The organism is Halomonas sp. I1 (assembly GCF_032334135.1).
Classification (GTDB): Bacteria; Pseudomonadota; Gammaproteobacteria; order Pseudomonadales; family Halomonadaceae; genus Halomonas.
In genome coordinates this window covers 28,875-53,565 of record NZ_JAVXUS010000023.1, presented here as the reverse complement: position 1 = coordinate 53,565, position 24,691 = coordinate 28,875, and the positions used below count along the sequence as shown (strand labels likewise).

General features: G+C 63.7%; 31 protein-coding genes. 18 read left to right on the top strand and 13 right to left on the bottom strand.

Annotated elements, in window-relative coordinates; translation table 11 throughout:
- Positions 1–79 precede the first annotated feature (79 nt).
- The 11 genes from RSO41_RS17225 to RSO41_RS17175 form a co-directional block, all read right to left on the bottom strand.
- Positions 80–349: an HPr family phosphocarrier protein gene (locus RSO41_RS17225; RefSeq protein WP_315620475.1), complete on the bottom strand. Its 270-nt coding sequence runs from the start codon at positions 347–349 to the stop codon at positions 80–82.
- Positions 350–353: 4 nt separating this feature from the next.
- Positions 354–1,283, bottom strand: coding sequence for an RNase adapter RapZ (gene rapZ / locus RSO41_RS17220; RefSeq protein WP_315620474.1), 930 nt, complete (start codon positions 1,281–1,283; stop codon positions 354–356).
- 51 nt (positions 1,284–1,334) lie between these two features.
- A complete protein-coding gene (locus RSO41_RS17215) occupies positions 1,335–1,814 on the bottom strand; it encodes a PTS sugar transporter subunit IIA (RefSeq protein WP_315620473.1) in 480 nt (159 codons plus the stop codon).
- Between the two features lie 6 nt (positions 1,815–1,820).
- Positions 1,821–2,132 carry a ribosome hibernation-promoting factor, HPF/YfiA family gene (gene hpf / locus RSO41_RS17210; protein ID WP_013331678.1) on the bottom strand — a complete coding sequence of 104 codons (312 nt, stop codon included), beginning with the start codon at positions 2,130–2,132 and terminating at the stop codon, positions 1,821–1,823.
- Positions 2,133–2,233: 101 nt separating this feature from the next.
- The gene (locus RSO41_RS17205) at positions 2,234–3,655 is read right to left on the bottom strand and encodes an RNA polymerase factor sigma-54 (RefSeq protein WP_315620471.1); all 1,422 of its coding nucleotides are present in this window, start codon (positions 3,653–3,655) and stop codon (positions 2,234–2,236) included.
- A gap of 181 nt (positions 3,656–3,836) precedes the next feature.
- Positions 3,837–4,562, bottom strand: coding sequence for an LPS export ABC transporter ATP-binding protein (gene lptB, locus RSO41_RS17200; protein ID WP_315620470.1), 726 nt, complete (start codon positions 4,560–4,562; stop codon positions 3,837–3,839).
- Positions 4,559–5,089, bottom strand: a complete 531-nt coding sequence (lptA, locus tag RSO41_RS17195; RefSeq protein ID WP_315620469.1) for a lipopolysaccharide transport periplasmic protein LptA — start codon at positions 5,087–5,089, stop codon at positions 4,559–4,561. The genes lptB and lptA overlap by 4 nt, the downstream gene beginning before the upstream one ends.
- Positions 5,086–5,670, bottom strand: coding sequence for an LPS export ABC transporter periplasmic protein LptC (lptC, locus tag RSO41_RS17190; RefSeq protein WP_315620467.1), 585 nt, complete (start codon positions 5,668–5,670; stop codon positions 5,086–5,088). Before lptC ends, lptA begins: the two co-directional genes overlap by 4 nt.
- 3 nt (positions 5,671–5,673) lie before the next feature.
- Positions 5,674–6,231: a KdsC family phosphatase gene (locus RSO41_RS17185; protein WP_315620466.1), complete on the bottom strand. Its 558-nt coding sequence runs from the start codon at positions 6,229–6,231 to the stop codon at positions 5,674–5,676.
- Between the two features lie 15 nt (positions 6,232–6,246).
- A complete protein-coding gene (locus tag RSO41_RS17180) occupies positions 6,247–7,233 on the bottom strand; it encodes a KpsF/GutQ family sugar-phosphate isomerase (RefSeq protein WP_315620465.1) in 987 nt (328 codons plus the stop codon).
- Between the two features lie 39 nt (positions 7,234–7,272).
- Positions 7,273–8,226 (bottom strand): calcium/sodium antiporter, encoded by a 954-nt coding sequence (locus tag RSO41_RS17175; RefSeq protein WP_315620464.1) that lies wholly within the window; start codon positions 8,224–8,226, stop codon positions 7,273–7,275.
- Positions 8,227–8,369: 143 nt separating this feature from the next.
- Between RSO41_RS17175 and RSO41_RS17170 the strand changes: the two genes are divergently transcribed.
- The 9 genes from RSO41_RS17170 to hisD all read left to right on the top strand — a co-directional run bounded on the left by RSO41_RS17170 (position 8,370) and on the right by hisD (position 15,137).
- The gene (locus RSO41_RS17170; RefSeq protein ID WP_315620463.1) at positions 8,370–9,182 is read left to right on the top strand and encodes an ATP-binding cassette domain-containing protein; all 813 of its coding nucleotides are present in this window, start codon (positions 8,370–8,372) and stop codon (positions 9,180–9,182) included.
- Complete coding sequence (gene mlaE / locus RSO41_RS17165) at positions 9,179–9,961, top strand: lipid asymmetry maintenance ABC transporter permease subunit MlaE (RefSeq protein ID WP_315620461.1); 783 nt, start codon at positions 9,179–9,181, stop codon at positions 9,959–9,961. The genes RSO41_RS17170 and mlaE overlap by 4 nt, the downstream gene beginning before the upstream one ends.
- 16 nt (positions 9,962–9,977) lie before the next feature.
- On the top strand, positions 9,978–10,442 hold the full coding sequence (gene mlaD, locus RSO41_RS17160; protein ID WP_315620460.1) for an outer membrane lipid asymmetry maintenance protein MlaD: 465 nt from the start codon (positions 9,978–9,980) through the stop codon (positions 10,440–10,442).
- A gap of 2 nt (positions 10,443–10,444) precedes the next feature.
- Positions 10,445–11,101, top strand: coding sequence for an ABC transporter substrate-binding protein (locus tag RSO41_RS17155; protein WP_315620459.1), 657 nt, complete (start codon positions 10,445–10,447; stop codon positions 11,099–11,101).
- Entirely contained in the window at positions 11,098–11,442 is a 345-nt protein-coding gene (locus RSO41_RS17150; RefSeq protein WP_315620458.1) for an STAS domain-containing protein, read from the top strand. The genes RSO41_RS17155 and RSO41_RS17150 overlap by 4 nt, the downstream gene beginning before the upstream one ends.
- A 112-nt stretch (positions 11,443–11,554) precedes the next feature.
- Positions 11,555–11,800 carry a BolA family protein gene (locus tag RSO41_RS17145; protein ID WP_315620457.1) on the top strand — a complete coding sequence of 82 codons (246 nt, stop codon included), beginning with the start codon at positions 11,555–11,557 and terminating at the stop codon, positions 11,798–11,800.
- Positions 11,801–11,836: 36 nt separating this feature from the next.
- Positions 11,837–13,099, top strand: coding sequence for a UDP-N-acetylglucosamine 1-carboxyvinyltransferase (gene murA, locus RSO41_RS17140; protein WP_315620456.1), 1,263 nt, complete (start codon positions 11,837–11,839; stop codon positions 13,097–13,099).
- Positions 13,100–13,119: 20 nt separating this feature from the next.
- The gene (gene hisG, locus RSO41_RS17135) at positions 13,120–13,773 is read left to right on the top strand and encodes an ATP phosphoribosyltransferase (RefSeq protein WP_315620455.1); all 654 of its coding nucleotides are present in this window, start codon (positions 13,120–13,122) and stop codon (positions 13,771–13,773) included.
- A gap of 41 nt (positions 13,774–13,814) precedes the next feature.
- A complete protein-coding gene (gene hisD / locus RSO41_RS17130) occupies positions 13,815–15,137 on the top strand; it encodes a histidinol dehydrogenase (RefSeq protein ID WP_315620454.1) in 1,323 nt (440 codons plus the stop codon).
- Between the two features lie 64 nt (positions 15,138–15,201).
- Here hisD and RSO41_RS17125 read toward each other — a convergent pair whose 3' ends face one another.
- On the bottom strand, positions 15,202–16,455 hold the full coding sequence (locus RSO41_RS17125; protein ID WP_315620452.1) for a Do family serine endopeptidase: 1,254 nt from the start codon (positions 16,453–16,455) through the stop codon (positions 15,202–15,204).
- 96 nt (positions 16,456–16,551) lie between these two features.
- On the opposite strand from RSO41_RS17125, the gene RSO41_RS17120 reads away from it, so the two are divergent.
- A complete protein-coding gene (locus RSO41_RS17120; protein WP_315620450.1) occupies positions 16,552–17,313 on the top strand; it encodes a Nif3-like dinuclear metal center hexameric protein in 762 nt (253 codons plus the stop codon).
- Between the two features lie 89 nt (positions 17,314–17,402).
- On the opposite strand, the gene RSO41_RS17115 is transcribed toward RSO41_RS17120, so the two are convergent.
- Positions 17,403–17,831: a YhcB family protein gene (locus RSO41_RS17115; RefSeq protein WP_315620449.1), complete on the bottom strand. Its 429-nt coding sequence runs from the start codon at positions 17,829–17,831 to the stop codon at positions 17,403–17,405.
- A 186-nt stretch (positions 17,832–18,017) separates the two neighbouring features.
- Here RSO41_RS17115 and zapE point away from each other — a divergent pair, with 186 nt between their 5' ends.
- The 8 genes from zapE to RSO41_RS17075 all read left to right on the top strand — a co-directional run bounded on the left by zapE (position 18,018) and on the right by RSO41_RS17075 (position 24,582).
- On the top strand, positions 18,018–19,196 hold the full coding sequence (gene zapE, locus RSO41_RS17110; protein WP_315620447.1) for a cell division protein ZapE: 1,179 nt from the start codon (positions 18,018–18,020) through the stop codon (positions 19,194–19,196).
- A gap of 408 nt (positions 19,197–19,604) precedes the next feature.
- Complete coding sequence (gene rplM, locus RSO41_RS17105) at positions 19,605–20,033, top strand: 50S ribosomal protein L13 (protein WP_315620445.1); 429 nt, start codon at positions 19,605–19,607, stop codon at positions 20,031–20,033.
- A 13-nt stretch (positions 20,034–20,046) separates the two neighbouring features.
- Entirely contained in the window at positions 20,047–20,436 is a 390-nt protein-coding gene (gene rpsI, locus RSO41_RS17100) for a 30S ribosomal protein S9 (protein ID WP_275287070.1), read from the top strand.
- A gap of 303 nt (positions 20,437–20,739) precedes the next feature.
- Positions 20,740–21,345, top strand: a complete 606-nt coding sequence (gene petA / locus RSO41_RS17095) for a ubiquinol-cytochrome c reductase iron-sulfur subunit (protein ID WP_315620444.1) — start codon at positions 20,740–20,742, stop codon at positions 21,343–21,345.
- The gene (locus RSO41_RS17090) at positions 21,345–22,604 is read left to right on the top strand and encodes a cytochrome bc complex cytochrome b subunit (protein ID WP_315620443.1); all 1,260 of its coding nucleotides are present in this window, start codon (positions 21,345–21,347) and stop codon (positions 22,602–22,604) included. Before petA ends, RSO41_RS17090 begins: the two co-directional genes overlap by 1 nt.
- Positions 22,604–23,341 (top strand): cytochrome c1, encoded by a 738-nt coding sequence (locus RSO41_RS17085; protein WP_315620442.1) that lies wholly within the window; start codon positions 22,604–22,606, stop codon positions 23,339–23,341. The genes RSO41_RS17090 and RSO41_RS17085 overlap by 1 nt, the downstream gene beginning before the upstream one ends.
- Before the next feature lie 94 nt (positions 23,342–23,435).
- Complete coding sequence (gene sspA, locus RSO41_RS17080) at positions 23,436–24,062, top strand: stringent starvation protein SspA (protein WP_315620441.1); 627 nt, start codon at positions 23,436–23,438, stop codon at positions 24,060–24,062.
- A gap of 43 nt (positions 24,063–24,105) precedes the next feature.
- Positions 24,106–24,582 carry a ClpXP protease specificity-enhancing factor gene (locus RSO41_RS17075; protein ID WP_315620440.1) on the top strand — a complete coding sequence of 159 codons (477 nt, stop codon included), beginning with the start codon at positions 24,106–24,108 and terminating at the stop codon, positions 24,580–24,582.
- Positions 24,583–24,691: the final 109 nt, after the last annotated feature.

Here is a 24,691-nt window from a genome sequence, read left to right as displayed (position 1 = left end):
TTACGGCTTACGGCTTACGGCTTACGGCTTACGGCTTACGGCTTACGGCTTACGGCTTACGGCTTACGGCTTACGGCGGTCAGGCGTCCTCGTCGAACCGGGCTTCGAACAGCTCTTCCAGCGCATCCAGGACGGTGTCGCCGTCATCGCCTTCGGCTGCCACGAGCAGTTCGGTGCCGCAGGGGGCGGCGAGCATCAGCAGCGACATGATGTTGCCGGCGTCGGCTGTCTGGCCGCCGTGGGTGACGGTGACGGTGGCGTTATAGGGCTGACAGCATTGAACCAGGCGGGTGGCGGCACGGGCGTGCAAGCCGCGCTTGTTGGTCAGAGTGAGCTTGCGACTCGGCACGGACTCAGGATTCCTTTTCTTGGTCGTGATCGTCCTGCTCGGGGGTGGACGTCGTTTCCGAGGGGAGGCGGCTGAGATGAATGCCCAGTTCGCGGTGGCGCAGGCGGACGCTGGGCTGCTGAACGGCCAGGTCGTGGGCCAGGCGCTCGGCCAGGTAGACCGAACGATGCTGGCCGCCGGTGCAACCGATGGCTACGGTGAGATAACTGCGTTGGCTGGCCAGGTAGCGCGGTAGCCAGCGTTCTATCCAGGCCAGGATGTCCCGGCGCATCTCGTCGACCATCGGGTAGCCGTCGAGAAAGTCGATGACGCTCGAGTCACGCCCGGTGGCATCGCGCAATGACGGGTCCCAGTAGGGGTTCGGCAGGCAGCGCGCATCGAAGACGATATCGGCGTCGAGGGGAACACCGCGCTTGAAGCCGAAGGACTCGATGGTCAAGGCCAGGGCTTCCTGTCCGCGGTCGGCCACCTGGTCGGCGAGGCGGCCGCGCAGGTCATGCACCGAGAGTCGTGACGTATCGATCACCAGGTCGGCGAGGTCGCGGATGTCTGCCAGGGAAGCTTCTTCCTGGTCGATGGCCTCGGCCAGCGTCATCCGGTTGTTGCGGGTCAACGGGTGGCGTCGTCGAGTGGCCGAGTAGCGTTCGAGCAGGATGCGCGCATCGGTGGTGAGGTAGACCACCTGACACTGAACCTTCCTGTCGCGCAACTCATGGAGTAGCGTCGGAAAGCGTTGCAGGGCATGTGGCAGGTTGCGGGCATCGATGCTGACGGCGATGGAGCTGCGTGCCTGGGCATCGTGCAGCTCATCCACCAGCGAGCCGAGCAGCATGGCCGGCAGATTGTCGATAGCGTAGAAGCCGAGATCCTCCAGCGCCTGCAGGGCGATCGACTTGCCCGAGCCCGAACGGCCGCTGATGATCACGATCTGCATGGCGGATCTCCTGGTCGAATGGCTGGCCGGATGGCCCGGGAACGGGGGCCGTCAGTCGTGTTCGGCCGGCGCCTGCCGGCGTATGGCCTCGACGAGTCGTTCGTGCAGGGCATGCTGGCTATCGGCGCGCCGCAGGGCATTGCGTGTGTCGGCATCATTCATCACGGCAGCGACCTGGCCGAGCAACGCCAGGTGGGCGTCGTCGGCCTGCTCGGGAACCAGCAGCACGAACACCAGATCGACGGGGTCGCCGTCGACCGCATCGAAGTCGATCGGGTCGGCGAGCTTCAGGAAGCCGGCGATGGGGGCCTTGCAGTGCGGGTTGCGGGAGTGGGGGATGGCCACTCCGTGTCCGATGCCCGTGCTGCCCAGACGCTCGCGACCGATCAGTCGGCTGAAAACCTCCTGACTGTCGAGGCTGGGTGTGTTCTGAGCGATGAAGGTGCTGAAGAATTCCAGTACGCGCTTTTTGCTCCCCCCGGGGACATCGAAAAGGGTGCGCTCGGGGGGAAGGATGGTTTCCAGAGTCATGACGGGTCAGCGTGCGCCGGCGGCGCCCTGGGCGCGCGCCTGGGATTTTTCCTTGTGTTTCACCAACTGGCGATCGAGCTTGTCGGCGAGGGCATCGATGGCGGCGTACATGTCGCCGTCCATTGCTTCGGCATGCAGGTCGGCACCAGCAGCATGCAGGGTACAGGCAGCCTGTTGACGTTCTTTCTCCACGGAGAGCGTGACTTGCACGGTGGTGATGTTGTCGTAATGACGTTCGAGGCGCGCGAGCTTCTCTTGGACATAGTCACGCAGGGCGTCGGTCAATTCCACATGATGGCCGGTGAGGTTGACTTGCATGACACGCTCCTTGCTCCTTGGGTGGTGACTCGATTGTAACCCTTTTTGGAGTCGAGCAAACCCCCTGCGCAATGCCGTCGGTGACGTCCCGTGGTAAACGCTCAGCGAAGGCGTTTGCGCTGGCTCGAGGAGGGGATGTTCATCGATTCACGGTACTTGGCCACGGTTCGTCGTGCCACATCGATGCCTTCCTCGGCGAGCAGGGTGACAAGTCTGTTGTCGGAAAGCGGCTTGCGTGTCGATTCTTCCTGAATGAGCTTGCGGATTCGGGCGCGAATGGCAGTGCTGGAGTGCGCATCGTCGCCCCCGCCGACATGACTGGAGAAGAAATACTTGAGCTCGAACACGCCACGCGGTGTGTGGATGTATTTCTGGGTGGTCACCCGGGAAATGGTCGATTCGTGCATCTCGACGGTCTGGGCGATGTCGGCCAGTATGAGCGGTTTCATGGCCTCCTCGCCGTGTTCCAGGAAATCCAGTTGGCGGACCATGATCTCGCGGCCGACCCGAAGAAGGGTGTCGTTGCGACTGGCCAGGCTCTTGAGTAGCCAGCGTGCTTCCTGGAGGTGGTCCTTGAGGAACTGGTTGTCCTGGCTCTTGTCGGCGCGCCGGATCAAGGCGGCATAGTCGGGCTGAATGCGCAGGCGCGGCATGGCGTCGGGATTGAGCTCGACCTGCCAACCATCTTCGGTGCGTCGGGCGACCAGGTCGGGAATGACATAGTCGTCGCTCTCGCTGGCAAAGGCGCTGCCCGGGCGGGGGTCGAGGTCTCGGATCAGGGCGATGGCTTCGTCGAGGGCCTCATCGTCCAGGCTGAGGCGTCGTTTCAGCAGACGCCGGTCATCGCCGGCCAGCGCCTCGAGGAACTGGCGGGCCAGACGCCGAGCCTGAGGAAGTCGGGGAGTGTCCTGGGGCAGGGCCGCAAGCTGCAGCAGTAGGCACTCCCGCAGGTCGCGGGCGAAGACGCCGGTGGGGTCGAACTGCTGCACTTGAAGCAGCACCGTTTCGACTTCGCGACTGGATAGTCCTTCCAGTCCCTGGGCGCGCAGGCCGTCACGGATCTCGTCCAGAGGCTGGTCCAGGTAGCCGTCGTCGTTGACCGCGTCGATCAGGCTCTCGGCGATACGCGACGCGCGTTCGTCCAGGCCGCTCATGGCCAGTTGCCAGGCCAGGTGGCCCTGCAGGCTCTGGCCGGCCGCCTGGCGCTCGAAGTCGGGAGCTTCGCCACTGCCGGTGCCTCCCAGGCTTCCCAATCCGGCGTCCTGGTAGGTGTCGGACCAGTCGCTGTCGACGGTCAAGTCATCGGGAATCTCGCTGGCCCAGTCATCCTCGGGGGCATCGCTGACGGCCTGTTCGCCGAAATCGTCGTCGAGCTCCAGCATGGGGTTGGATTCCAGGGCCTGCTGGACCTCCTGGCGAAGATCGAGGGTGGAGAGCTGCAGCAGGGCGATGGCCTGCTGCAGTTGGGGCGTCATGGTCAGCTGGGTGCCGAGCCGCAGTTGCAGGGAAGCCTTCATGGCCATAGGGAAAGAGATCCGCTCAACGTGCGAGAAACCCCCACCCTAGTCCGCTGGGTCGGCGCATGCAAGCCTTGTTAAAAGCAATTATCATGCCATTGGCAATTAGCATGCCTCGGAGATAAAGTTCTCTTTATATCAGTTTGTTGTGATTCCACGAGGCGCATCAGCGCTTGGCAGGGGCGACTCAGAGCCGGAAATCCTGGCCCAGGTAGACGTCACGTACTCGTTGGTTGGCGAGGATCGCCTCGGCGTTGCCTTCGGCGATGATCTGCCCGTCGCCGACGATGTAGGCGCCATCACAGATATCGAGCGTCTCGCGAACATTGTGATCGGTGATCAGTACGCCAATGCCGCGTGCCTTTAGCTGGCGGATGATGTCCTTGATTTCACCGACGGAAATCGGGTCCACGCCCGCGAAGGGCTCGTCCAGCAGGATGAAATCGGGTTCGGTTGCCAGGGCGCGCGCGATTTCCACTCGGCGTCGCTCGCCACCGGACAGGGTCATGCCCGCGTTGTCACGGATGTGGGTGACGTGAAAGTCCTCCAGCAGCGACTCCAGGCGGGCTCGGCGGCCGGCGCGATCGAGGTCCTTGCGCATCTCGAGGATGGCCATGATGTTGTCGGCCACGCTCAGCTTGCGAAAGATCGAGGCTTCCTGGGGCAGATAGCCGATGCCGGCGTGGGCGCGTTCGTGCATGGCGGCGTCGGACAGGTCGTGATCATCGATGGCGACTTCGCCGGCATCGGCGCGGACCAGGCCCACGATCATGTAGAAGGAGGTGGTCTTGCCGGCACCGTTGGGGCCGAGCAGGCCGATGATGTGCCCCTGGCCGATCGCCAGGCTGATATCGTGGACCACGCGGCGACGCTTGTAGCTCTTGGCCAGGTGGCGAGCATGAAGCGTTTTCATTGGGAATCCTGTTGCTCGGGTTCCAGGGTCATGCGTACCCGCTGGTTTCCTTCGACGCCCTCGGCAGAGGAACGCGCCTGTACCACGCGGCGGTCGAGGAAGTACTCCAGATAGCCGCCATCGAAGGTGTCGCCACCCTGGTGGAGTTCGGCTTGATCGACGAGCTCCATGCGGCGCTCGGCCACATGGTAGACGATGCGCTGCCCCCAGCCGCGCACCAGCGGTTCGTCGGGGGCGGGCTTCTGTTCGATGTAGGCACGTTCGCCGGTGGCGATGGCCTGGCTCAACTGGCCGGCGTCGTTGCGGCGGATTTCCACTCGTGCGCCGGTCAGGCGCATGCTGCCTTGCTGGATGCGGACATCGCCTTGATAGACGGCGGTGCCGGCACGGTCATCGAGATCCAGCCGGTCGGCTTCGACCTGAATCGGCGCGCTGGCGTCACCCTCCAGCGCCAGTGCCGGGGGGGCAGCAAGCGTCAGCATGGTCAATGTCAGGCCCAGCAGGGGGGCGAGGGACTGTCGCGTCATGGCTCGGGGTCCTCGTCGGTTGCCGGCGGATGGTGGCCGCGGACATTGTCGGTCAGTCGAACGCGATTGTCATGGAGCCAGGCATCGAACCGTTGGCCTCGCATCGATTGAGGAGGCTGGCTCACGGTAGTGGGCGTGTCGCTCCATGCATGGCCGGTATCGGCATCGTAGTGCAGCGTCCGGGTGGTCAGGTGCCAGCGTTCCTCGGGGGCCTCCAGGTGGACGTCGCCAGCGAGCACCAGAGGGTTGCCGCCGGTTTCCAGACGGCCCTTCTCGGCTCGGGCGAGCCAGCGTCGGCCATCATTGTCGCGGAGTCTGACATCGGGATTTTCCAGGCGCGTGACGTCGTCGACGGGCGTGTGCACCAGGCGTGGCGTGACCAGGTGCTGGTGGGGGCGCCCCTCGGCATCGAAACGCGTCGCCTCGACGTCTTCCAGGTAGTAGTCCGGTTCGCCGGCAGCATCCTGTGGCACCGGGCCGGGAGCATCGGTGTCGCGAGAGTCGAGCAGGGCCAGGCCGCCGCCCAGAAGCAACAGGAGGAAGAAAAGCCAGGTGCGAAAACCGGGGCGTGGTAGTCGCATGGGTCAGGCCTGATCGTTCAGGTAGGTGTCGAGTACGGTATCCCATTGCCCCTGGGCCTGCAGCAGGACGTCGCAGATCTCGCGTACCGCGCCGTGTCCGCCGGCGCGCTCGGTGACCCAGTCGGCATGTCGGCGTATATAGCCTGGTGCGCCGGGGACGCTGATGCCGACGCCGGCCTGGTGGATGGCCGCCAGGTCGGGCATGTCATCGCCGCAGTAGGCGACCTGGCCGAGTTCGATCTCGAGTCGCGCGCAGAGGTGTTGCAGCACGGGGAGCTTGCGTGAAATGCCCTGGTGGAGGTGGGAGATGCCGAGCGCGGCGGCGCGACGGCTGACCATCGGCGAGTCACGACCCGTGATCAGTGCCACCTCGATACCGGCGCCCTGCACCAGCTTGATGCCGTGGCCGTCCAGGGTGTGGAAGGCCTTGATCTCGTCGCCATCGGCCTGGAAATAGAGTCGTCCGTCGGTCAACACGCCATCGACATCCAGGGCCAGCAGGCGTACCTGTCGCAAGCGGTCGAGCAGGTGCGTGGGAAGCGAGGGGGCGTCATGACGCATGGCTACTCCTTGGGGTCAGATCACGCCGCTGGCCAGTAGGTCGTGCATGTGCAAGGCGCCGACAGGATGGCCGTCGGCGTCCACCACGGCCAGTGCAGTGATGCGGTTGTCTTCCATGATGCGGACGGCCTCGGCGGCCAGGGTGTCGGGCGAGATACGTTTGCCTGGTGCGGTCATGACGTCGTCGACCTTGAGGCCGCTCAGGTCGGCATGCTGGTCGAGAGTGCGCCGGAGGTCGCCATCGGTATAGACGCCGACCAGGTGATCATCGGGGTCGACGACGCAGGTGAAGCCCAGACCTTGGCGCGTGATCTCCAGCAGGGCGTCGCGCAACGGGCTGCCGGATGCCACCCTGGGGAGACGGGTGCCCTGGTGCATGAGGTCCGAGACCCGCAGCAACAAACGTTTGCCAAGGCTGCCGCCGGGATGAGACAAGGCGAAATCCTCGGCGGTGAATCCCCGTGTCTCGAGCAGGGCCACGGCCAGAGCGTCACCAAGCGCCAGGGCGGCCGTGGTCGAGGACGTGGGGGCCAGGTCGAGCGGGCAGGCCTCGCGCTCGACGCCGGCGTAGAGGTGGGCTTCGGCATGGCGACCCAGGGTGGAGGTCGGGCGCCCCGTCATGCTGATCAATGGCGTTCCCAGTCGCTTGAGAAGCGGTAGCAGGGCGGTGACTTCGGCGGTCTCTCCCGAGTGTGACAATGCCAGGACCACATCGCCCGGCGTGATCATGCCGAGATCACCGTGGCTGGCTTCGCCGGGGTGCACGAAGAAGGCCGGTGTGCCGGTGCTGGCCAGGGTGGCGGCGATCTTGCCGCCGATGTGGCCGGATTTGCCCATGCCGGTGACCACGACCCGGCCCGGGCAGGCCAGGATGAGTTCGCAGGCACGTTCGAAATCATCGTCGAGATGTTCGATCAAGGCGCCGATGGCCTGTTGTTCCAGCATCAGGGTGCGGGTGGCGCTGGCACGCAGCTGAGCGGAGGGAGAGGTAGCGTCAGTCATGGCAGAGATTGTTGCCCGTCATGGGGTTTCACTCAAGGGTCAGGTGCCGGCGATGGTCTGGCTGCTTCCCAGCCAGACCAGATAGGCGAGATACGCCAGGGCGAGCAGGGCGCCTGGCAGGCGCTTGATCTGTCCGTGGCGCTGCCACAGCAGCAGCATGCCCAATGCCAGGGTCAGCAGCAGCATTACCGGGTAGTCGCGTCCGGCTGCCGCGGGGTCGGTGGCCCCCGGGCGCATCAGTGCAGGCACGGGGAGCACGGCGAGCATGTTGAACAGGTTCGAGCCGATGACATTGCCGATGGCCAGGTCATGGTGGCGCTTCAAGGCGCTGGCCACGCAGGCGGCGAGTTCGGGCAGGCTGGTGCCGATGGCGACGATGGTCAGGCCGATCACGAGTTCGCTGATGCCGAAGTCGCGGGCCAGTTCGCTGGCGCCCCAGACCAGGGCGCGTGAGCTCGCCACCATCACGATCAGCGTCAGGGTGAGCCAGATCAGGGCGCGCACCAGGGACATGTCGGGGATGTCAGTGTCGGTATCCGCTGCGCCCGGTGTATCGGCACGAAACAGCCACCACAGGCTGAAGATCAGCAGGAGCACCAGCAGCAGGCCGTCGGGGCGGTCGAGCTGGCCGTTGGCCAGGGCATAACCGGCCAGCCCCGTGGCGCCGAGCAGCAGTGGCAGCTCCTTGCGCACGATGGAGAAGCGTACAGGGATCGGTACCACCAGGGCGGTGATGCCCAGCACCAGGCCGATATTGGCGATGTTCGAGCCCAGGGCATTGCCGGTGGCGAGGTTGGGGGCGCCATCCAGTGAGGCCATGACCGAGACCACGATCTCGGGCGCCGAGGTGCCGATGGAGACGATGGTCATGCCGACCAGCATGGTGCTCATGCCGGCGCGGCAGGCGGTGGCGGCGGCGGCGCCGACGAAGCGGTCGGCACTCCATAGCAGGCCGATGAGGCCGAGCAATACGAGAAGGGCAGGAATCAGCATCGCTGGGAGGCTATCCGTGGCAGAGAAGGGTGGCCTATTGAACATGCTGCATCATGCAGGTGCAAGGCGGTGAATGCTGTGCTGGCGCGTCGAGACGTGGTTAGGATACGATGTTCGATAATTCTGGTTGGGAAAGCGAACGGATGACCGACTCCTCTTTCGTTGAAGTGGAGGGCCTGCATTATTCCCGCGGCGAGACGGCGATCTTCCGTGGCATCGACATGGCGATACCGCGTGGGCGGATCACTGCCATCATGGGCCCTAGTGGAACCGGCAAGACGACCCTGCTCAAGCTGATCGGGGGCCAGCTCGTGCCGGATGCCGGGCGTGTGCGCATTGCCGGCGAGGACGTGCATGCGCTGTCGCGCAAGGCGCTGTTCAAGCTGCGTCGGCGCATGGGCATGCTGTTCCAGAGCGGTGCTCTGTTCTCCGATCTCGATGTGTATGAAAATGTCGCTTTCCCGCTGCGCGTGCATACCGATCTTCCCGAGTCGATGATTCGTGATCTGGTCTTGCTGAAGCTGCAGGCCGTCGGGTTGCGCGGTGCCCGTGAGCTGACGCCCGCCGAACTGTCTGGCGGCATGGCGCGTCGAGTGGCCCTGGCACGAGCCATTGCGCTGGACCCTGAGCTGGTCCTCTATGACGAGCCCTTCGTCGGCCAGGACCCGATTTCCATGGGGGTGCTGGTGCAATTGATCCGTCGGCTCAATGAGGCTCTGGGGCTGACCGCCGTGGTGGTCTCCCACGATATCAAGGAGACATTGTCCATCGCCGATTATGTCTATGTGATTGCCGATGGCCAGGTCATGGCCAGTGGCGCGCCGGCCGAACTCGATGTGGATCGTGACCCTCGAGTGCGACAGTTCGTCCATGGCGAAGCCGATGGGCCGGTGCCGTTTCATTACCCGGCTCGTGATTTCCATGCTGACCTGCTGGGCGCGGGAGGACCGCGATGATCGCGCGCATCGTGAGACTAGGGCGCTGGGGGTGCGAGACCCTGGAGAGCCTCGGGGATGCCGGGATCTTTCTTGTCCAGTCGATGTTCGGCATGCCCTCCGCCGAGGGCATTCGGCTCTGGTTGCGGCAGATGCACTTCGTCGGTGTGATGTCGCTGGCCATCGTGCTGGTATCGGGGTTGTTCATCGGCATGGTGCTGGCGCTTCAGGGCTATACGATCCTGGTCGATTTCGGTGCCGAGGATGCCCTGGGGCAGATGGTGGCGCTGTCGTTGCTGCGTGAGCTGGCGCCGGTGGTCGCGGCCTTGCTGTTCGCCGGTCGCGCGGGCTCGGCGTTGACCGCCGAGATCGGCCTGATGAAGGCCACCGAGCAGCTCACCAGCATGGAGATGATCGGTGTCGACCCGTTGCGCCGCGTGGTGGCGCCTCGCCTCTGGGCCGGGTTCGTGGCGCTGCCGTTGCTGACCATCGGCTTTGGCGTGGTCGGCGTCTGGGGTGGCCAGCTGGTGGGGGTGCAGTGGCTCGGCGTCTTCGAGGGGTCCTACTGGGGCAACATGCAGGCCAGTGTCGACTTCATCGCGGATGTGGGCAACGGCCTGCTCAAGAGCCTGGTCTTTGCCCTGGTGGTGACCTGGATCGCGGTATATCAGGGGTATGCCCTGGTGCCGACCTCGGAGGGGATTTCACGGGCCACGACACGCACCGTGGTCTACGCGTCCCTGGCGGTGCTGGGACTGGATTTCGTATTGACTGCGGTAATGTTCGGAGGGCTGTCCTGATGTTCGGAGACACGCAATGAAGCGTAGCAAGACAATGGAGCTGGGGGTCGGGGTGTTCATGCTGGCCGGTATTCTCGGGCTGGTATTTCTCGGCCTGAGGGTCAGCGGTCTCAGCCTGGAGCGCCCCGAGAGCAGCTTCGAGCTGGAAGCCAACTTCGCCAATATCGGTGGCCTGAAGCCGCGTGCTCGAGTCACCATGGCCGGCGTCACCGTGGGTCGGGTGCAGAGCATCGAGCTGGACACCGACTGGTACGATGCCCATGTGGTCATGGAGCTCGATGGCAATCTCGAAGACACGCTCCCCGAGGACAGCACGGCCGCGATCCTGACGTCCGGGCTTCTGGGCGAGCAATACATTGGACTCTCGGTGGGGGGCGCCCCCGAGACCCTGGGCGACGGCGAGCGCATTCGCGATACCCAGTCCGCCCTGGTGCTGGAGGAGCTCATCCAGCAGTTCGTGTCCAACATGGCCAAGGAGTGACGATGATGATTTCAACTTCCCCGCTGGTTCGGCTGAAGGCCGCCCTGCTGCTTCTCATCATGCTGGTGGCGGCGTTGCCGGTCCAGGCTCAGGATGTCGAGCATCCCGAAACGCTGATACGCGACAGCATCGAGTCACTGATGTCCCAGATCGAGGGGCGCAGGGATTACTTTGCCCAGCACCCCGATGAGCTAGGGGCGGTCGTCGAGGACAATCTCGCCGGTGTGGCCGACTTCCGCTACATCGGTGCCAGCGTGATGGGGCGCTATTTCGGCAATGCGACGCCCCAGCAGCGTTCGCGCTTCGTCGAGACCTTTCGTCAGACCCTGATCGATACCTACGCCAAGGGGCTGGTCACCTTCGACTATCGCGAGATTCGCGTGCCTCAGGCGCAACAGGCATCGCGCTATGATGATCAGGCCAGTGTCTCCATGGAAGTCGTCGGGGTCGACGGCACCATCTATCCGGTCAGCTATACGCTGCGTCTCGACGATGATCGCTGGAAGGTCGTCAATGTGATCGTCAATGGCATCAATCTCGGTCTGACCTTCCGTAACCAGTTCGACCAGGCCATGCGTGCGCAGAATCGCGACTATGACGCGGTGATCGACGGCTGGGCGCCGGAGCTGGACGTGGAGCACCTGGAGGAGGGTGAGTGAGCGTCCTGCTCGAGGATGGAGCCAACCGCCTCGAGGCTGGCGATGAGCGTCTCACCGTGACCGGCAGCGTCGACTTCGAAGGGGCCGCGGCCCTGGCCGAGGCCGGTCGCCACTGGCTCGAGAACCGCAGTCAGGGGGCGCGGGTGGTCTTCGATCTGAGGGGCGTCGATCGTGTCAGCAGCGCTGCTGTCAGCGTGCTGCTCGAATGGTTGCGTCAGGCCCGCAAGACGGAGCTCGACGTCGTCGAGGTGCGACTCTCCGCGCCTCTGGCGCGATTGACCCGGGTCGCCGACCTGGACAGCCTGTTGCCCATCGGTGCCCCGGCCGAGGTTGCTGGCTGAGTCTTTCCGCGACCGCCATCGCCAAGCGCCCCGCTTTTCTTTACCATGTCAGTTTTGCCAGCGCTGCCACTGAGTGGCGCATTCACCGACGATACAGACGAGCGAGGATTCGATGCATCCCAGTGAGGTCAAGGCGCTGCTCGAGAGCCGACTCGACGGTTGCGAGTTTCATATCCAGGGCGAGGGCTGTGACTTTCAGGTCGTCGCCGTGGGCGAGGTCTTCGAAGGATTGTCGCGAGTCAAGCGTCAGCAACTGATCTATGGTGCTCTGTCGGAGGAAATCGCCTCCGGGGCACTGCACGCGATCACCATCCGCACCTATACACCGGCACAGTGGCAAGATGCCGCCGAGAACTGATGCCGCCCAAGCAAAGGGGCCTGACGGTCGACCCACATGGACAAGCTGATCATTACCGGTAATGGCCCCGTCGATGGCGAGGTCTGGGCGAGTGGCGCCAAGAATGCGGCCCTGCCGATTCTCTGTGCGACCTTGCTGGCCGAGGAGCCGGTGACCATCGGAAATCTGCCGCATCTGCAGGATATCACCACGACCCTGGAGCTGCTTGGCCACATGGGCGTGCAACCGGTAATGGGCGAGCGCATGAGTATCCAGCTCGACGGTTCACAGGTGCATGACTGTCATGCGCCCTATGAACTGGTCAAGAAGATGCGCGCCTCCATCCTGGTACTGGGGCCCTTGCTGGCGCATTTCGGCCAGGCCGATGTGTCGCTTCCCGGTGGCTGTGCCATCGGGTCTCGACCGGTCGACCTGCATATCCGCGGGCTCGAGGCCATGGGGGCCGACATCCGGGTCGAGAGCGGTTACATTCGAGCCCGGGTTGATGGGCGCCTGAAGGGGGCGACCATCTTCTTCGACACCGTGACGGTCACCGGCACCGAGAACCTGCTGATGGCCGCCACCCTGGCGGAAGGCACCACGGTGCTCGAAAACGCCGCTCGCGAGCCTGAAGTGGTCGATCTGGCCGAGTGCCTGATCAAGATGGGGGCGGACATCCGCGGGCATGGTACCGATACCATTGTCATCGAGGGCGTCGCGCGCCTGCACGGAGCGGTTCACGATGTCATGCCCGACCGTATCGAGACGGGTACCTTTCTGGTGGCAGCGGCGCTGTCGCGTGGGCGGGTCCGGGTGCGCAACACGCGTGCCGACCTTCTCGAAGCGGTCCTGGCCAAGCTGGAAGAGGCCGGTGCCACGGTGACGTCCGGCGATGACTGGATCGCGCTGGACATGCATGGCCAGCGTCCCAGGGCGGTCAGTGTGCGTACCGCCCCCTATCCGGCCTTTCCGACCGACATGCAGGCGCAGTTCGTGGCGCTGAACGCGGTGGCCGAGGGGACCGCGCGGGTCGTCGAGACGATCTTCGAAAATCGCTTCATGCATGTCCAGGAGCTCAACCGGATGGGCGCCGATATCGCGCTGGAAGGCAATACCGCCGTGGTCACGGGGGTCGAGAGCCTGTCCGGCGCGCCGGTGATGGCCACCGACCTGCGCGCCTCGGCTTCGCTGGTCGTGGCGGCGATGATGGCGGTCGGCGAGACCCTGGTGGATCGTATCTATCATATCGATCGCGGCTACGAGTGTATCGAGGAGAAGCTGCAACTGCTGGGCGCGAAGATTCGACGCGTGCCGGGCTGAAGCCGACAACGGGCAATACCATGAGCAAGCAATTGATTCTGGCCCTGTCCAAGGGCCGCATTCTCGACGAGACGCTGCCGCTGCTGGCCGATGCGGGCATCGTGCCGGCAGAGGATCTGTCGGCCAGCCGCAAGCTCTTGTTCGACACCAACCTGCCGGACGTCAAGATCGTGGTGATCCGCGCCACCGATGTGCCGACCTATGTACAGCTTGGTGCCGCTGATGTCGGTGTGGCCGGCAAGGATGTGCTGCTGGAGCATGGTGCCGAGGGCTTGTATGAGCCACTGGATCTGGAAATCGCCCGCTGCAAGCTGATGACGGCTGGTGTCACCGGTGCCGAGCCGGCACGGGCACGGCGCCGGGTGGCGACCAAGTTCATCGAGGTGGCCCGCCGCTATTACGCCGAGCAGGGCATCCAGGCCGAGGTCATCAAGCTCTACGGTGCCATGGAGTTGGCGCCCTTGATGAATCTGGCCGATGAGATCGTCGATATCGTCGATACCGGCAATACCCTGCGTGCCAACGGCATGGAGCCGCGCGAACTGATCGCATCGATCAGCACGCGGCTGGTGGTCAACAAGGCGGCCATGACCATGAAGCACGAGCGGCTCAAACCTTTGATACAACGTCTGCAGGAAGCCGTCGCGCACCGCCGCGAGCAGGCGTCTGCCTGAGCCTTCCCATTTGCGAACCGTTGCGAGAGGACGGAACCGTCATGAGCGAATCCCCTGTCGGTGGTCTGGACATTGCCCGCCTGGCTACCACGGATGCTGATTTCGAGGCGCGTCTCGATGCCCTGCTGGATTGGGAAGGTGTCTCTGACACTGATGTTCAACAACGTGTCGATGACATCCTGGCGGCGGTGAAGCGACGTGGCGATGCCGCTCTGGTGGAATACAGCAACCGTTTCGACCGACTGTCTGTCGAGGACATGACGGAGTTGACGCTGGGTCCCGACCGGCTGCGTCAGGCCTACGACAATCTGCCCTCGATACAGCGCCAGGCGCTGGCCGATGCCGCCGAGCGAATCCGTCGCTACCATGAGCGCCAGAAGCCGCAGTCCTGGCAGTACACCGAGGAAGACGGCACCGTACTGGGTCAACAGGTGACACCGCTGGATCGAGCCGGCATCTACGTGCCCGGCGGAAAGGCGGCCTATCCCTCCTCGGTGCTGATGAATGCCCTTCCGGCCCATGTCGCCGGCGTCGGCGAGATCGTCATGGTGGTGCCTACACCGGATGGCGTGCTCAATGACCTGGTGCTGGCTGCCGCACACCTGGCGGGTGTCGATCATGTATTCACCATCGGTGGTGCCCAGGCAGTGGCGGCACTGGCCTACGGCACCGAGACCGTACCGCGGGTGGACAAGATCGTCGGGCCCGGCAACATCTACGTGGCTACCGCCAAGCGGGCGGTGTTCGGACGGGTCGGCATCGACATGATCGCCGGTCCGTCGGAGATCCTGGTGGTTTCCGATGGCGAGACCGATCCCGACTGGCTGGCCATGGACCTTTTCTCCCAGGCTGAGCATGACGAGGATGCCCAGGCCATTCTGGTGAGCTGGGATGCCGCGCATCTGGACACGGTGGCCGAGTCCATGTCGCGTCAGTTGCCGACACTCGAGCGCGAGGAGATCGTGCGGGCCTCGCTGTCCGCTCGCGGGGCCTTGATCCAGTGTCGAGACCGCGACGAGGCGCTGGCCCTGATCAACCGCATTGCCCCCGAGCATCTGGAGCTCTCGGTCGCGGCGCCAGAGAGCTGGCTGTCCGAGGTGCGGCATGCCGGCGCCATCTTCATGGGACGGCATACCGCCGAGGCTCTCGGGGATTACTGCGCCGGACCCAATCATGTTCTGCCCACGTCCGGTACGGCGCGATTCTCGTCACCGCTGGGGGTCTACGACTTTCAGAAGCGCTCGTCATTGATTCAGTGCTCGGCGAAGGGCGCCTCCAGCCTGGGGCCGACGGCTTCCGTGCTGGCGCGGGGCGAGTCGTTGACCGCCCATGCGCGCAGTGCCGAGTACCGTATTCGCGACTGATTCAGCCCCTGCGCGGGGAGTCGGTTGCTCGACCTCGTTGACGCCCCGCGCTGCGGGGCGTCTGTCATTGGTCGTCTCGAGACCGGGAGGCGGGGGTGTCGGGCTCGGAGGGGAAAGGGCGGCTCGGTGTGGGTCGCTCGGCGACTTCGAGGGTAACCTGGCGGGTCTCGCCGCCGCGCACGATCGTCACGGGGAGTTCGGTGCCCGGCGCCACGGCGGCGATGTCGCTCATGGTTCGACGAGGGTCGACAATCGCCTCGCCGTCGACCTCGAGCAGTACGTCGCCGGGTTGCAGCCCCGCCTTGGCCGCCGGGCCGTTCGGCACGACACCGGCGATGACCACGCCGCTGGGGACTTCGAGGCCGAAGGAAGCCGCCAGCTCGGCGTCGAGTTCCTGGGCTTCGATACCCAGCCAGCCGCGGATCACTCGCCCGTGAGTGACGATCTCCTCGAGAATGTTGCGGGCGAGGTTGGCGGGAATGGCGAAGCCGATGCCCTGGGAGCCGCCCGAGCGCGAGAAGATGGCGGTGTTGATGCCGACCAGGGCCCCTTCCGGGTTGATCAGGGCGCCCCCGGAATTGCCGGGATTGATGGCCGCGTCGGTCTGGATGAAGTCCTCGTAGGCGCTGAGCCCCAGGTGGCTGCGACCGGTCGCGCTGATGATGCCCATGGTGACCGTCTGTCCGACGCCGAATGGGTTGCCGATTGCCAGCGAGACGTCACCCACGGCGACTTCCTGGGAGTCGGTGAGCTCGATCACCGGAGGATCTTCGAGGTCGATACGCAGGACCGCCAGATCGCTTTCGGGATCGGTGCCCACGACGTTGGCCAGGGTCTCGCGACCGTCGCGCAGGGCCACCTGGATCTGGTCGGCGCCGTTGATCACGTGGTGGTTGGTGAGCACATACCCCTCTTCACTGACGATGACGCCGGAGCCCAGGCTCGAGAGCATGCGTTGGCGGCTGGGGGCATCGTCGCCGAAAAACTGGCGGAAGAAGGGGTCCGACATCAAGGGGTGAGAATCGCGCTCGACCACCCGCGACGAGTAGATGTTGACCACGGCGGGCGCGGCACGTTCGACCGCCTCGGCATAGCTCACCGGCCCGGTATTGCGAGACATCGGGGAGGCCTGGCGGATATCCGGTGCCGGGCGATCGGCGCTGGCCGTGGTGCTGTCATCCTGACGCGTCTGGACGGTCGTGCCGGCCCCGGCATTGCTATCCTGGCGCCCCAACAGCTGTGGAAAGGCATTGAGCAGCACAATGGCCGCCAGCACACCGATCAGGACAGGCCAGAGGTAGGGGAGGGCGCGTCGCATGCGGCGAGGTTCCTTCTGCGTGGTCGCGGGGAGGAGGTGCGGTGGTTACAATGTGGCGATGGTAACATTTCATCCTGCACCACGCCCGGAGGGTTCATGACGACATGTGATGAGCTGGTAGCCGCCTGCGACCAGCAGCTGGCTCCCGCACGTTTCAAGGATTACACCGTCAACGGCCTCCAGGTAAGTGGGCGTGGGGCCGTCCGGCGCGTCATGAGCGGGGTCACGGCCTGCCAGGCATTGCTTGACGAGGCGGTCGCCTGGCAGGCAGATCTGGTGCTGGTGCATCATGGCTATTTCTGGAAGAACGAGCCGGTCAACATCGTCGGCATGAAGCGTCGTCGCCTGGCTACCTTGATGCGCCACGACATCAACCTGCTCGCCTATCATCTGCCCCTGGATGCCCATGCCACCCTGGGCAACAACGCGACCCTGGCCGAGCGCCTGGGCTTCGACGTCGAAGGATGTATCGATGGGGCACTCGGTGAAGGGTTGATCTGGCATGGCACGCCCGAGAAGCCGATGACGCCGCAGCATCTGGCCGAACACGTCGGGGATCGCCTGGCGCGTTCTCCCTTGTTGGTCGAGTCACCGGAGGGCGGCGAGGTGCGTCGCGTTGCCTGGTGCACCGGGGGCGCCCAGGACATGATCATTCAGGCCGCCGAGGCCGGTGCCGACGCCTTCATTTCCGGCGAGATTTCCGAGCGAACCACGCACCTGGCGCGCGAGATGGGCATTCACTATCTCGCGGCCGGGCACCATGCCACCGAACGTTACGGCGTCCAGGCACTCGGCGAGTGGCTGGCCGAACGTTTCGGCATCGAGCATCGTTTCGTGGATATCGACAACCCGGCCTGACACGACATGAGAGGTTGTCCGGGAGGTCGGCGTTTCAGATAACGCCTGTCGCTCGCCCCGGCCCGGTCCGGGGCGGGCGGGTCGTCATGTCAGTAGCGTGGTGGCTGGGCGGGAGCCTCGCCACTGTCCTTCAGGCCGAAGTCTTCCGAGAGGGTGCCACGGTTGCCATCGGCGTAGTCGCGGGGCGCGTTGACATCGTCATTGGTCTCGTCGGTCTGGCCGAAATCGGGCTTGCGCGGCTGTGACGAGCCGAGCCGGGCGGCACTGTCCTGCATTTCCTGTTGAAGGCTCTGCCCGTTGGCAAGGAGGGCATCGAGCAATCCATTCGCGCGGTCGATATGTTCCCCCAGCCCTGTGCGCAGCTCGCTGAGCTCTCGGTCGCGCTCGGCGAGTCGTTGGCGCAGCTTTTGGGCGCTTCTGGCGCCGCCATTGAGCAGGTGATAGCCCAGGGCACCGATGCCCACGCCGGCCAGCAAGCAAGCGATGGCCAGCACCCAATTGATATTGCCTTGTTCCACGTCTTTCTCCCTGAGCTGTCGTACGGCCTGGTGTCGGCTTCTCGTGGTGAAGCCGCACCGGGGTCCATTATAGAGCCAGGGCCAGCGCCGGGGTCAACGACCCTCGGCGACGGTGCCAAGCTCGTCCACGACGCGTATAATGCCGACCTTTCGATGTCATGCCAGGGTGGATCGCCAGGAATGTCCATGAGCGATAGCGACAGGACTCTCGATGCGCCGCGAGCGGGTTCGCCGCTGGCGCGTTATCGTGCCGATATCGAGCGCGATGATTTTCAATACGACCCGGCCCAGGAGCGGGCCGTCGAGCATCTGCAGCGTCTTTACGATGAGCTGCTGGCGACGCCACGTGCCCGCCCCAGTGCCCCGGCTACCGCCGCAAGGGGGTTGAAGGCGCGCATGTCGGGCTGGTTCGGCAAGCGCGAGACGCCGGAAGAGCCCGATATGCCGACGATCTCCGGACTCTACTTCTGGGGGGGTGTCGGGCGCGGCAAGACCTATCTGGTGGATGCGTTCTTCGAGTCCCTGCCGTTTCCCGAGAAAATCCGCACCCATTTCCACCGCTTCATGCAGCGAGTGCACAACGAGCTCGAGCATTACAAGGGACAACGCAACCCCTTGACCCTGGTGGCCGACAAGTTTGCCGACGAGGCAAGAGTGATCTGCTTCGACGAGTTCTTCGTCAAGGACATCACCGATGCCATGATCCTGGCGAATCTGCTCGAGGCGTTGTTCGCCCGGGACGTGGTGCTGGTCGCGACCTCCAACATCGTACCGGCCGACCTCTACAAGGATGGTCTGCAGCGGGCTCGCTTCCTGCCGGCGATCGATCTGCTCGAGCGTCACTGTGAAGTGATCAATGTGGATTCGGGCGTCGACTATCGGTTGCGCGCCCTGGAGCAGGCCGAGATATTCCACTCACCGCTGGACGAGCAGGCCGAGGCCGAGCTGGAGCGCAGTTTCCGATCGCTGGCCGGTGGCAAGGGTGAGCGAGACGTCGCCGTCGAGGTCAATCATCGGATGTTGCAGACGCGCCGTCTGCACGAGGACGTGGTCTGGTTCGAGTTCACCGAGCTGTGTGATGGCCCGCGCAGCCAGAATGACTACATCGAGCTGGCGCGCGAGTACCACAGTGTGCTGGTGTCCAACGTCACCTGCATGGATGGCGCCACCGATGACTCGGCGCGACGCTTCATCAACATGGTCGACGAGTTCTATGACCGCGGCGTCAAGCTGCTGATGTCCGCCGAGGCCCCGGCGGAGCAGTTGTATGGCAACGGCAAGCTGGAATTCGAGTTTCAGCGCACCCTGTCGCGGCTACAGGAGATGCAGTCCCACGACTACCTCGCTCTGCCGCACAAGCCCTGACCCGCCCGGCCCGGCTTCGCCGGTGGCCGTAAGCTATAAGCTGTAAGCTGTAAGAAAACCCGGCCGGGCTTCGCCCGGCCCGGCTGCGCCGGGGGCTGTAAGCTATAAGCTTTAAGCTGTAAGAAAAAACAAAAAACCTTGTTCCCGGAAGCTTCGGGGGTATTCTCTGGCCGGCTTACGGCTTACGGCTTACGGCTTACGGCTTACGGCTTACGGCTTACGGCTTACGGCTTACGGCTTACGGCTTACGCATCGGCGTTGCTATGCCGTTGGCGTGTCGTGTAGAATGCGCGCTCGCTCGAAAGTTGTCGCTCGGCTCGATGAAGCGGGTCGACAACCAAGAAAAATAGGGATGGTCCTCCACCGGCGTGCCGGTAGGGCCCAACGCATCAATTTGGTGATTCACCCATGAAGACGTTCACTGCCAAACCGCAGTCCGTCGAACGCGACTGGTACGTCGTCGACGCCGCGGACAAGACGCTTGGTCGCTTGGCCACCGAAATCGCTCGCCGTCTGCGCGGTAAGCACAAGCCGGAATACACCCCGCATGTCGATACCGGCGATTACATCGTCGTGATCAATGCCGAGAAGGTGAAGGTTTCCGGCAACAAGGCCACCGCCAAGAACTACTATCGCCACACCGGCTATCCGGGTGGTCTGCGTTCCATGAATTTCGAGCAGATGATCGATTACGCGCCAGAGCGGGTCATCGAGTTCGCGGTCAAGGGCATGCTCCCGAAAGGTCCGCTGGGTCGTGCCATGCACGCCAAGCTCAAGGTCTATGCCGGCACCGAGCACCCCCACGCCGCCCAGCAGCCGCAAGAATTGAACATCTGAGGGAGTCTTCGCCATGACACAGCAGTATTACGGCACCGGTCGCCGCAAGACCTCTACCGCCCGCGTGTTCCTGAAAGCAGGTACCGGCAAGATCACCGTCAACAACCGTGAGCTGAACGATTACTTCGGTCGTGTTACCGGCCACATGGTCGTGCGTCAGCCCCTCGAGCTGACCGAGACCCTCGATCAGTTCGACGTCTACGTTACCGTCAAGGGCGGCGGTGGTTCGGCCCAGGCCGGCGCCATCCGCCACGGTATTACCCGTGCCCTGATGGAGTACAACGAGGACTTCCGCCGGCCGCTGCGCGACGCGGGTTACGTGACGCGTGACGCCCGTGAAGTCGAGCGCAAGAAGATCGGCCTTCGCAAGGCGCGTCGTCGTCCGCAGTTCTCCAAGCGTTAAGCGGCAACGCTCGCCGATACCGACGCCCGGGTCTCTCGACCCGGGCGTTTTTTATGGGTCATTGGTCGCGTGGAAAGCATTATCGTGTGAGGTGGCCGTTTTTCTTGCTATGTTAGCTATCTGCGAGATCCGTTATCGCGTGGCGTCCAGGCGCGACGAATGACAACAAAAAGGAGACGCTGATTCTTTCGGCGTACGGCATCGCTCCAGGCGCATGGCATACCAGTGCGCAAGCCATTGACCCAGCCGTGCCGTCGCTCGTCAGCGTTCTCCAGACGGACAAGCCGACGGAGAAACCAGCACATGGCAGATGATGGCGTGAACAAGGGACGTCGCCGTTTCCTGGTGGCGGCAACCACTGTCATCGGGGCGGTGGGAGCGGTCAGTGTAGCGGTTCCCTTCCTGTCTTCCTGGCAGCCCAGCGCCAGGGCGAGAGCGGCGGGTGCGCCCGTCAAGGCGGATGTTTCCAAACTCGAGCCTGGCCAGCGGATGGTCGTTGAATGGCGTGGCCGACCGGTCTGGATTCTCGATCGCTCCACGGAAATGATTCAGCGTACCGAAGCGTTGAATGCGGATCGACTGGCCGATCCCGACTCCAGTGAACCACAGCAACCCGGATACGCTCAGGGGCCCATGCGGTCCATTCGACCCGAGATCGGTGTTTTCGTCGGTATCTGCACCCATCTGGGGTGCTCTCCGCTGTTCAGGCCGGAGCCCAATGCTGAGGGGGTCGGGGTCGATGATTGGCCGGGTGGCTTCTTCTGTCCCTGCCACGGTTCGCGTTTCGACCTGGCGGGACGAGTGTTTCGCAACGTGCCCGCTCCACTCAACCTCGAGGTTCCCCCCTACCACTTCGAGAGCGACACGATCATCGTCGTCGGTATCGGTGAAGACGAGGAGGCTGCCTGATGGGAAATCCCGACAAGCCCAAGGCGCAGCGCGGCGTGATGCGCTGGGTCGACGAGCGCTTCCCGGCCACGCAGTTGTGGCAGGATCATCTGTCCCGTTATTACGCTCCCAGGAACTTCAATTTCTGGTACTTCTTCGGATCCCTGGCGCTGCTGGTGCTCGTCAACCAGATTCTTACCGGCATCTGGTTGACCATGAGCTTCACGCCGACGGCCGAGGACGCCTTCGCATCCGTCGAGTACATCATGCGAGACGTGGAGTGGGGGTGGCTGATTCGTTACCTGCACACCACCGGTGCGTCGGCATTCTTCGTGGTGATCTACCTGCACATGTTCCGCGGCCTGCTGTATGGCTCCTACAAGGCACCCAGGGAGCTGGTCTGGGTCTTCGGCATGGCCATCTATCTGGCGCTCATGGCCGAGGCCTTCATGGGCTATCTGTTGCCCTGGGGGCAGATGTCCTACTGGGGGGCTCAGGTGATTACCTCGCTATTCTCGGCGATTCCGGCCATTGGCCCGGGGCTGGCCGAGTGGATTCGTGGCGACTACCTGGTCACGGGGATCACTCTGAATCGCTTCTTTGCCCTGCATGTGGTGGCCTTGCCGATCGTGATACTGGCGCTGGTGGTCCTGCACATCGTGGCGTTGCACGAGGTCGGCTCCAACAATCCCGATGGTATCGAGATCAAGGACAAGACCGATGACAAGGGCAGGCCTCTGGATGGCATTCCCTTCCATCCTTATTACACGGTCAAGGATCTGGTCGGTGTGGCCGTGTTCCTGTTCGTGTTCTGCGTGGTGGTCTTCTATTTCCCCGAAGGGGGTGGCTATTTCATCGAGAAGCCCAATTTCGCGCCGGCCGATCCCTTGCAGACACCGGACCATATTGCGCCGGTGTGGTACTTCACGCCCTTCTACGCGATTCTGCGTGGCGTGACTTTTTCGGTGTTCGGGCTGGAGGCCAAGTTTCTCGGTGTCGTCTGCATGGGGCTGGCGATCGGGCTGTTGTTCGTGCTGCCCTGGCTGGATCGCAGCCCGGTACGTTCGATGCGCTACAAGGGGTGGATCTCCCGGGTGATGCTGGGGCTGTTCGTGGTCTGTTTCAGTGTGCTCGGCGTGCTCGGTGTGCTGCCGTCCACGGAAACACGCACGACCATCGCCCAGCTATGTACCCTGGGGTATTTCGCCTACTTCCTGCTGATGCCGTTCTACACCCGTCTGGAAAAGACCAGGCCTGTGCCGGAAAGGGTGACCGACTGATGAGAAAATCACTGTTTGCACTGTGCTTCGCCTTGCTGCCGGTGACCGGTCTCGCCGCTGGTGGCGGTGACGCCCATCTACGGGACATGACGCCGGACCTGCATGACAAGGCCTCGCTGCAGAATGGCATGCAGCTTTTCGTCAATTACTGCATGGGCTGCCATTCCCTGGAGCACCAGCGTTTCGCGCGGGCCGCCGAGGATCTGGACATTCCTCGAGAACTGGTCGAGGAGCATCTGATCTTTGCCGACGCCCAGGCCTTCAACGATCAGATGGACAACGCCATGGAGCCTGCGCAGGGAGAGTCCTGGTTCGGTGCCGCACCACCGGACCTGACGCTCGTGACCCGGTTGCGAGGCGCCGACTGGGTCTATTCCTATCTGCTCGGTTTCTATCGTGATCCACAGCGACCAACCGGTGTGAATAACACGGTCTTCCCGCTGGTGGCCATGCCCAATGTGCTCGAACCGCTCCAGGGGGTGCAGCAGCAGGTGTGTGGCGATGGGGAGCATGAGGACGGCGGCGCCGGCTGCCATCTGGAGCTCGTTCAAGAAGGGGCCATGTCGCCCGATGCGTTCGAGCGAGCCATGTTCGATCTGACCAACTTCCTGGCCTATGTCGGTGAGCCGTCCCGGTTGCAGGCTCAGGCACTGGCCCCCAAGGTTCTGATCTTCCTCTTCATCTTTGCTGTCGTCGCCTATCTGCTCAAGCGCGAGTATTGGCGCGACGTTCACTGAGTCGCTCGGATTCGTCGATGGGACATTTCACGGCGCCCCCGTCCGGGGTGCGTCGTGTTATCATTCCGGCACGAACTGATGCGAGGATTGTTTCATGGGTGTAGTGACCAAGCGGTCATCGATGATCTTCTATTCCGGGGGCGATGATCATTACAGTCATCGCGTGCGTATTGTGCTCGCCGAGAAGGGTGTGGCCGTTGATATCGTCGAGGTAACTGAGGATAACCATCCCGAAGAGCTCGCCGATCTCAATCCGTACAACAGTGTCCCCACACTGCTCGACCGCGATCTGGTGCTCTACGAGTCCAAGGTGATGATGGAGTATCTGGACGAACGTTTCCCGCATCCGCCGTTGTTGCCGGTCTATCCGGTGGCCCGTGCCCAGAGTCGGTTGTGGATGCACCGCATCGAGCGCGAGTGGTGCCCGCTGGTCGAGCAGGTTCGGAACGGCTCGAAGAAGGAAGCCGAGAAGGCGCGCAAGGAGCTGCGTGAAAGCCTGGTCGGAATCTCGCCGATCTTCGAAGACATGCCGTTCTTCATGAGCGAGGAGTTCACCCTCGTCGATTGCTGTCTGGCGCCGATCCTGTGGCGCCTGCCGTCGCTGGGCATCGAGTTGCCTGAAAAGCAGGTTCAGCCGCTGATGGGATACATGGAGCGCGTCTTCGATCGCGAAGGCTTCAAGGCAGCGTTGAGCGAAGCCGAGCGCGAGATGCGTCCCTGAATTTTCTTTCCCGTTCGAGGTACCGACCCAGGAGGGCCGAACGATGCATTCAAGCCGTCCCTATATTGCCCGGGCCCTGTATCAGTGGTTGCTGGACAACGAGTTGACACCCTATATCGTGGTCGATGCCGAGCAGGAGGGCGTCGAGGTTCCCAGGCAATTCGTCCAGAACGGTCAGATCGTTCTCAACATGGGCGTTTCCGCGATTCGCGATCTGTCCATGGAGAACGACGCGATTGCCTTTTCGGCGCGTTTCGGCGGCAAGCCGACGCAGCTCATGGTGCCCATGGAAGCACTGATTGCCATCTATGCTCGCGAGAATGGCGTGGGCATGGTCTTCGGTCACGAGCCGGTGATGCCCGATGCCGACCATGACGAAGCCGAGTCCGCGCAGGATGACGAGGCGGGGCCGGCGTTGGCCAGTGTCGATGAACCCGACGACAATGAAACGTCGACGTCGGATCAGCAGGAAGGTGGAGCTCCCCGGAAGGGGCGTCCTTCCCTGCGGGTCATCAAGTGAGTCGTCGACCGTCGCGTCGGCGGCGGTCGCCGGCCGGCCTACACCAACCGCCGGCCGGAGGCCGGCCGGTGGGGGGTGGGCGGCGGTGCTGGCCGGGGGGGACGTGGCC

Bases quoted from the DNA above. Each gene is read 5' to 3' on its own strand.
- rapZ (WP_315620474.1), bottom strand. From the start codon at position 1,283: ATGCAGATCGTGATCATCAGCGGCCGTTCGGGCTCGGGCAAGTCGATC.
- RSO41_RS17215 (WP_315620473.1), bottom strand. From the start codon at position 1,814: ATGACTCTGGAAACCATCCTTCCCCCCGAGCGCACCCTTTTCGATGTC.
- hpf (WP_013331678.1), bottom strand. From the start codon at position 2,132: ATGCAAGTCAACCTCACCGGCCATCATGTGGAATTGACCGACGCCCTG.
- RSO41_RS17205 (WP_315620471.1), bottom strand. From the start codon at position 3,655: ATGGCCATGAAGGCTTCCCTGCAACTGCGGCTCGGCACCCAGCTGACC.
- lptB (WP_315620470.1), bottom strand. From the start codon at position 4,562: ATGAAAACGCTTCATGCTCGCCACCTGGCCAAGAGCTACAAGCGTCGC.
- lptA (WP_315620469.1), bottom strand. From the start codon at position 5,089: ATGACGCGACAGTCCCTCGCCCCCCTGCTGGGCCTGACATTGACCATG.
- lptC (WP_315620467.1), bottom strand. From the start codon at position 5,670: ATGCGACTACCACGCCCCGGTTTTCGCACCTGGCTTTTCTTCCTCCTG.
- RSO41_RS17185 (WP_315620466.1), bottom strand. From the start codon at position 6,231: ATGCGTCATGACGCCCCCTCGCTTCCCACGCACCTGCTCGACCGCTTG.
- RSO41_RS17180 (WP_315620465.1), bottom strand. From the start codon at position 7,233: ATGACTGACGCTACCTCTCCCTCCGCTCAGCTGCGTGCCAGCGCCACC.
- RSO41_RS17175 (WP_315620464.1), bottom strand. From the start codon at position 8,226: ATGCTGATTCCTGCCCTTCTCGTATTGCTCGGCCTCATCGGCCTGCTA.
- RSO41_RS17170 (WP_315620463.1), top strand. From the start codon at position 8,370: ATGACCGACTCCTCTTTCGTTGAAGTGGAGGGCCTGCATTATTCCCGC.
- mlaE (WP_315620461.1), top strand. From the start codon at position 9,179: ATGATCGCGCGCATCGTGAGACTAGGGCGCTGGGGGTGCGAGACCCTG.
- mlaD (WP_315620460.1), top strand. From the start codon at position 9,978: ATGAAGCGTAGCAAGACAATGGAGCTGGGGGTCGGGGTGTTCATGCTG.
- RSO41_RS17155 (WP_315620459.1), top strand. From the start codon at position 10,445: ATGATGATTTCAACTTCCCCGCTGGTTCGGCTGAAGGCCGCCCTGCTG.
- RSO41_RS17145 (WP_315620457.1), top strand. From the start codon at position 11,555: ATGCATCCCAGTGAGGTCAAGGCGCTGCTCGAGAGCCGACTCGACGGT.
- murA (WP_315620456.1), top strand. From the start codon at position 11,837: ATGGACAAGCTGATCATTACCGGTAATGGCCCCGTCGATGGCGAGGTC.
- hisG (WP_315620455.1), top strand. From the start codon at position 13,120: ATGAGCAAGCAATTGATTCTGGCCCTGTCCAAGGGCCGCATTCTCGAC.
- hisD (WP_315620454.1), top strand. From the start codon at position 13,815: ATGAGCGAATCCCCTGTCGGTGGTCTGGACATTGCCCGCCTGGCTACC.
- RSO41_RS17125 (WP_315620452.1), bottom strand. From the start codon at position 16,455: ATGCGACGCGCCCTCCCCTACCTCTGGCCTGTCCTGATCGGTGTGCTG.
- RSO41_RS17120 (WP_315620450.1), top strand. From the start codon at position 16,552: ATGACGACATGTGATGAGCTGGTAGCCGCCTGCGACCAGCAGCTGGCT.
- zapE (WP_315620447.1), top strand. From the start codon at position 18,018: ATGAGCGATAGCGACAGGACTCTCGATGCGCCGCGAGCGGGTTCGCCG.
- rplM (WP_315620445.1), top strand. From the start codon at position 19,605: ATGAAGACGTTCACTGCCAAACCGCAGTCCGTCGAACGCGACTGGTAC.
- rpsI (WP_275287070.1), top strand. From the start codon at position 20,047: ATGACACAGCAGTATTACGGCACCGGTCGCCGCAAGACCTCTACCGCC.
- petA (WP_315620444.1), top strand. From the start codon at position 20,740: ATGGCAGATGATGGCGTGAACAAGGGACGTCGCCGTTTCCTGGTGGCG.
- RSO41_RS17090 (WP_315620443.1), top strand. From the start codon at position 21,345: ATGGGAAATCCCGACAAGCCCAAGGCGCAGCGCGGCGTGATGCGCTGG.
- RSO41_RS17085 (WP_315620442.1), top strand. From the start codon at position 22,604: ATGAGAAAATCACTGTTTGCACTGTGCTTCGCCTTGCTGCCGGTGACC.
- sspA (WP_315620441.1), top strand. From the start codon at position 23,436: ATGGGTGTAGTGACCAAGCGGTCATCGATGATCTTCTATTCCGGGGGC.
- RSO41_RS17075 (WP_315620440.1), top strand. From the start codon at position 24,106: ATGCATTCAAGCCGTCCCTATATTGCCCGGGCCCTGTATCAGTGGTTG.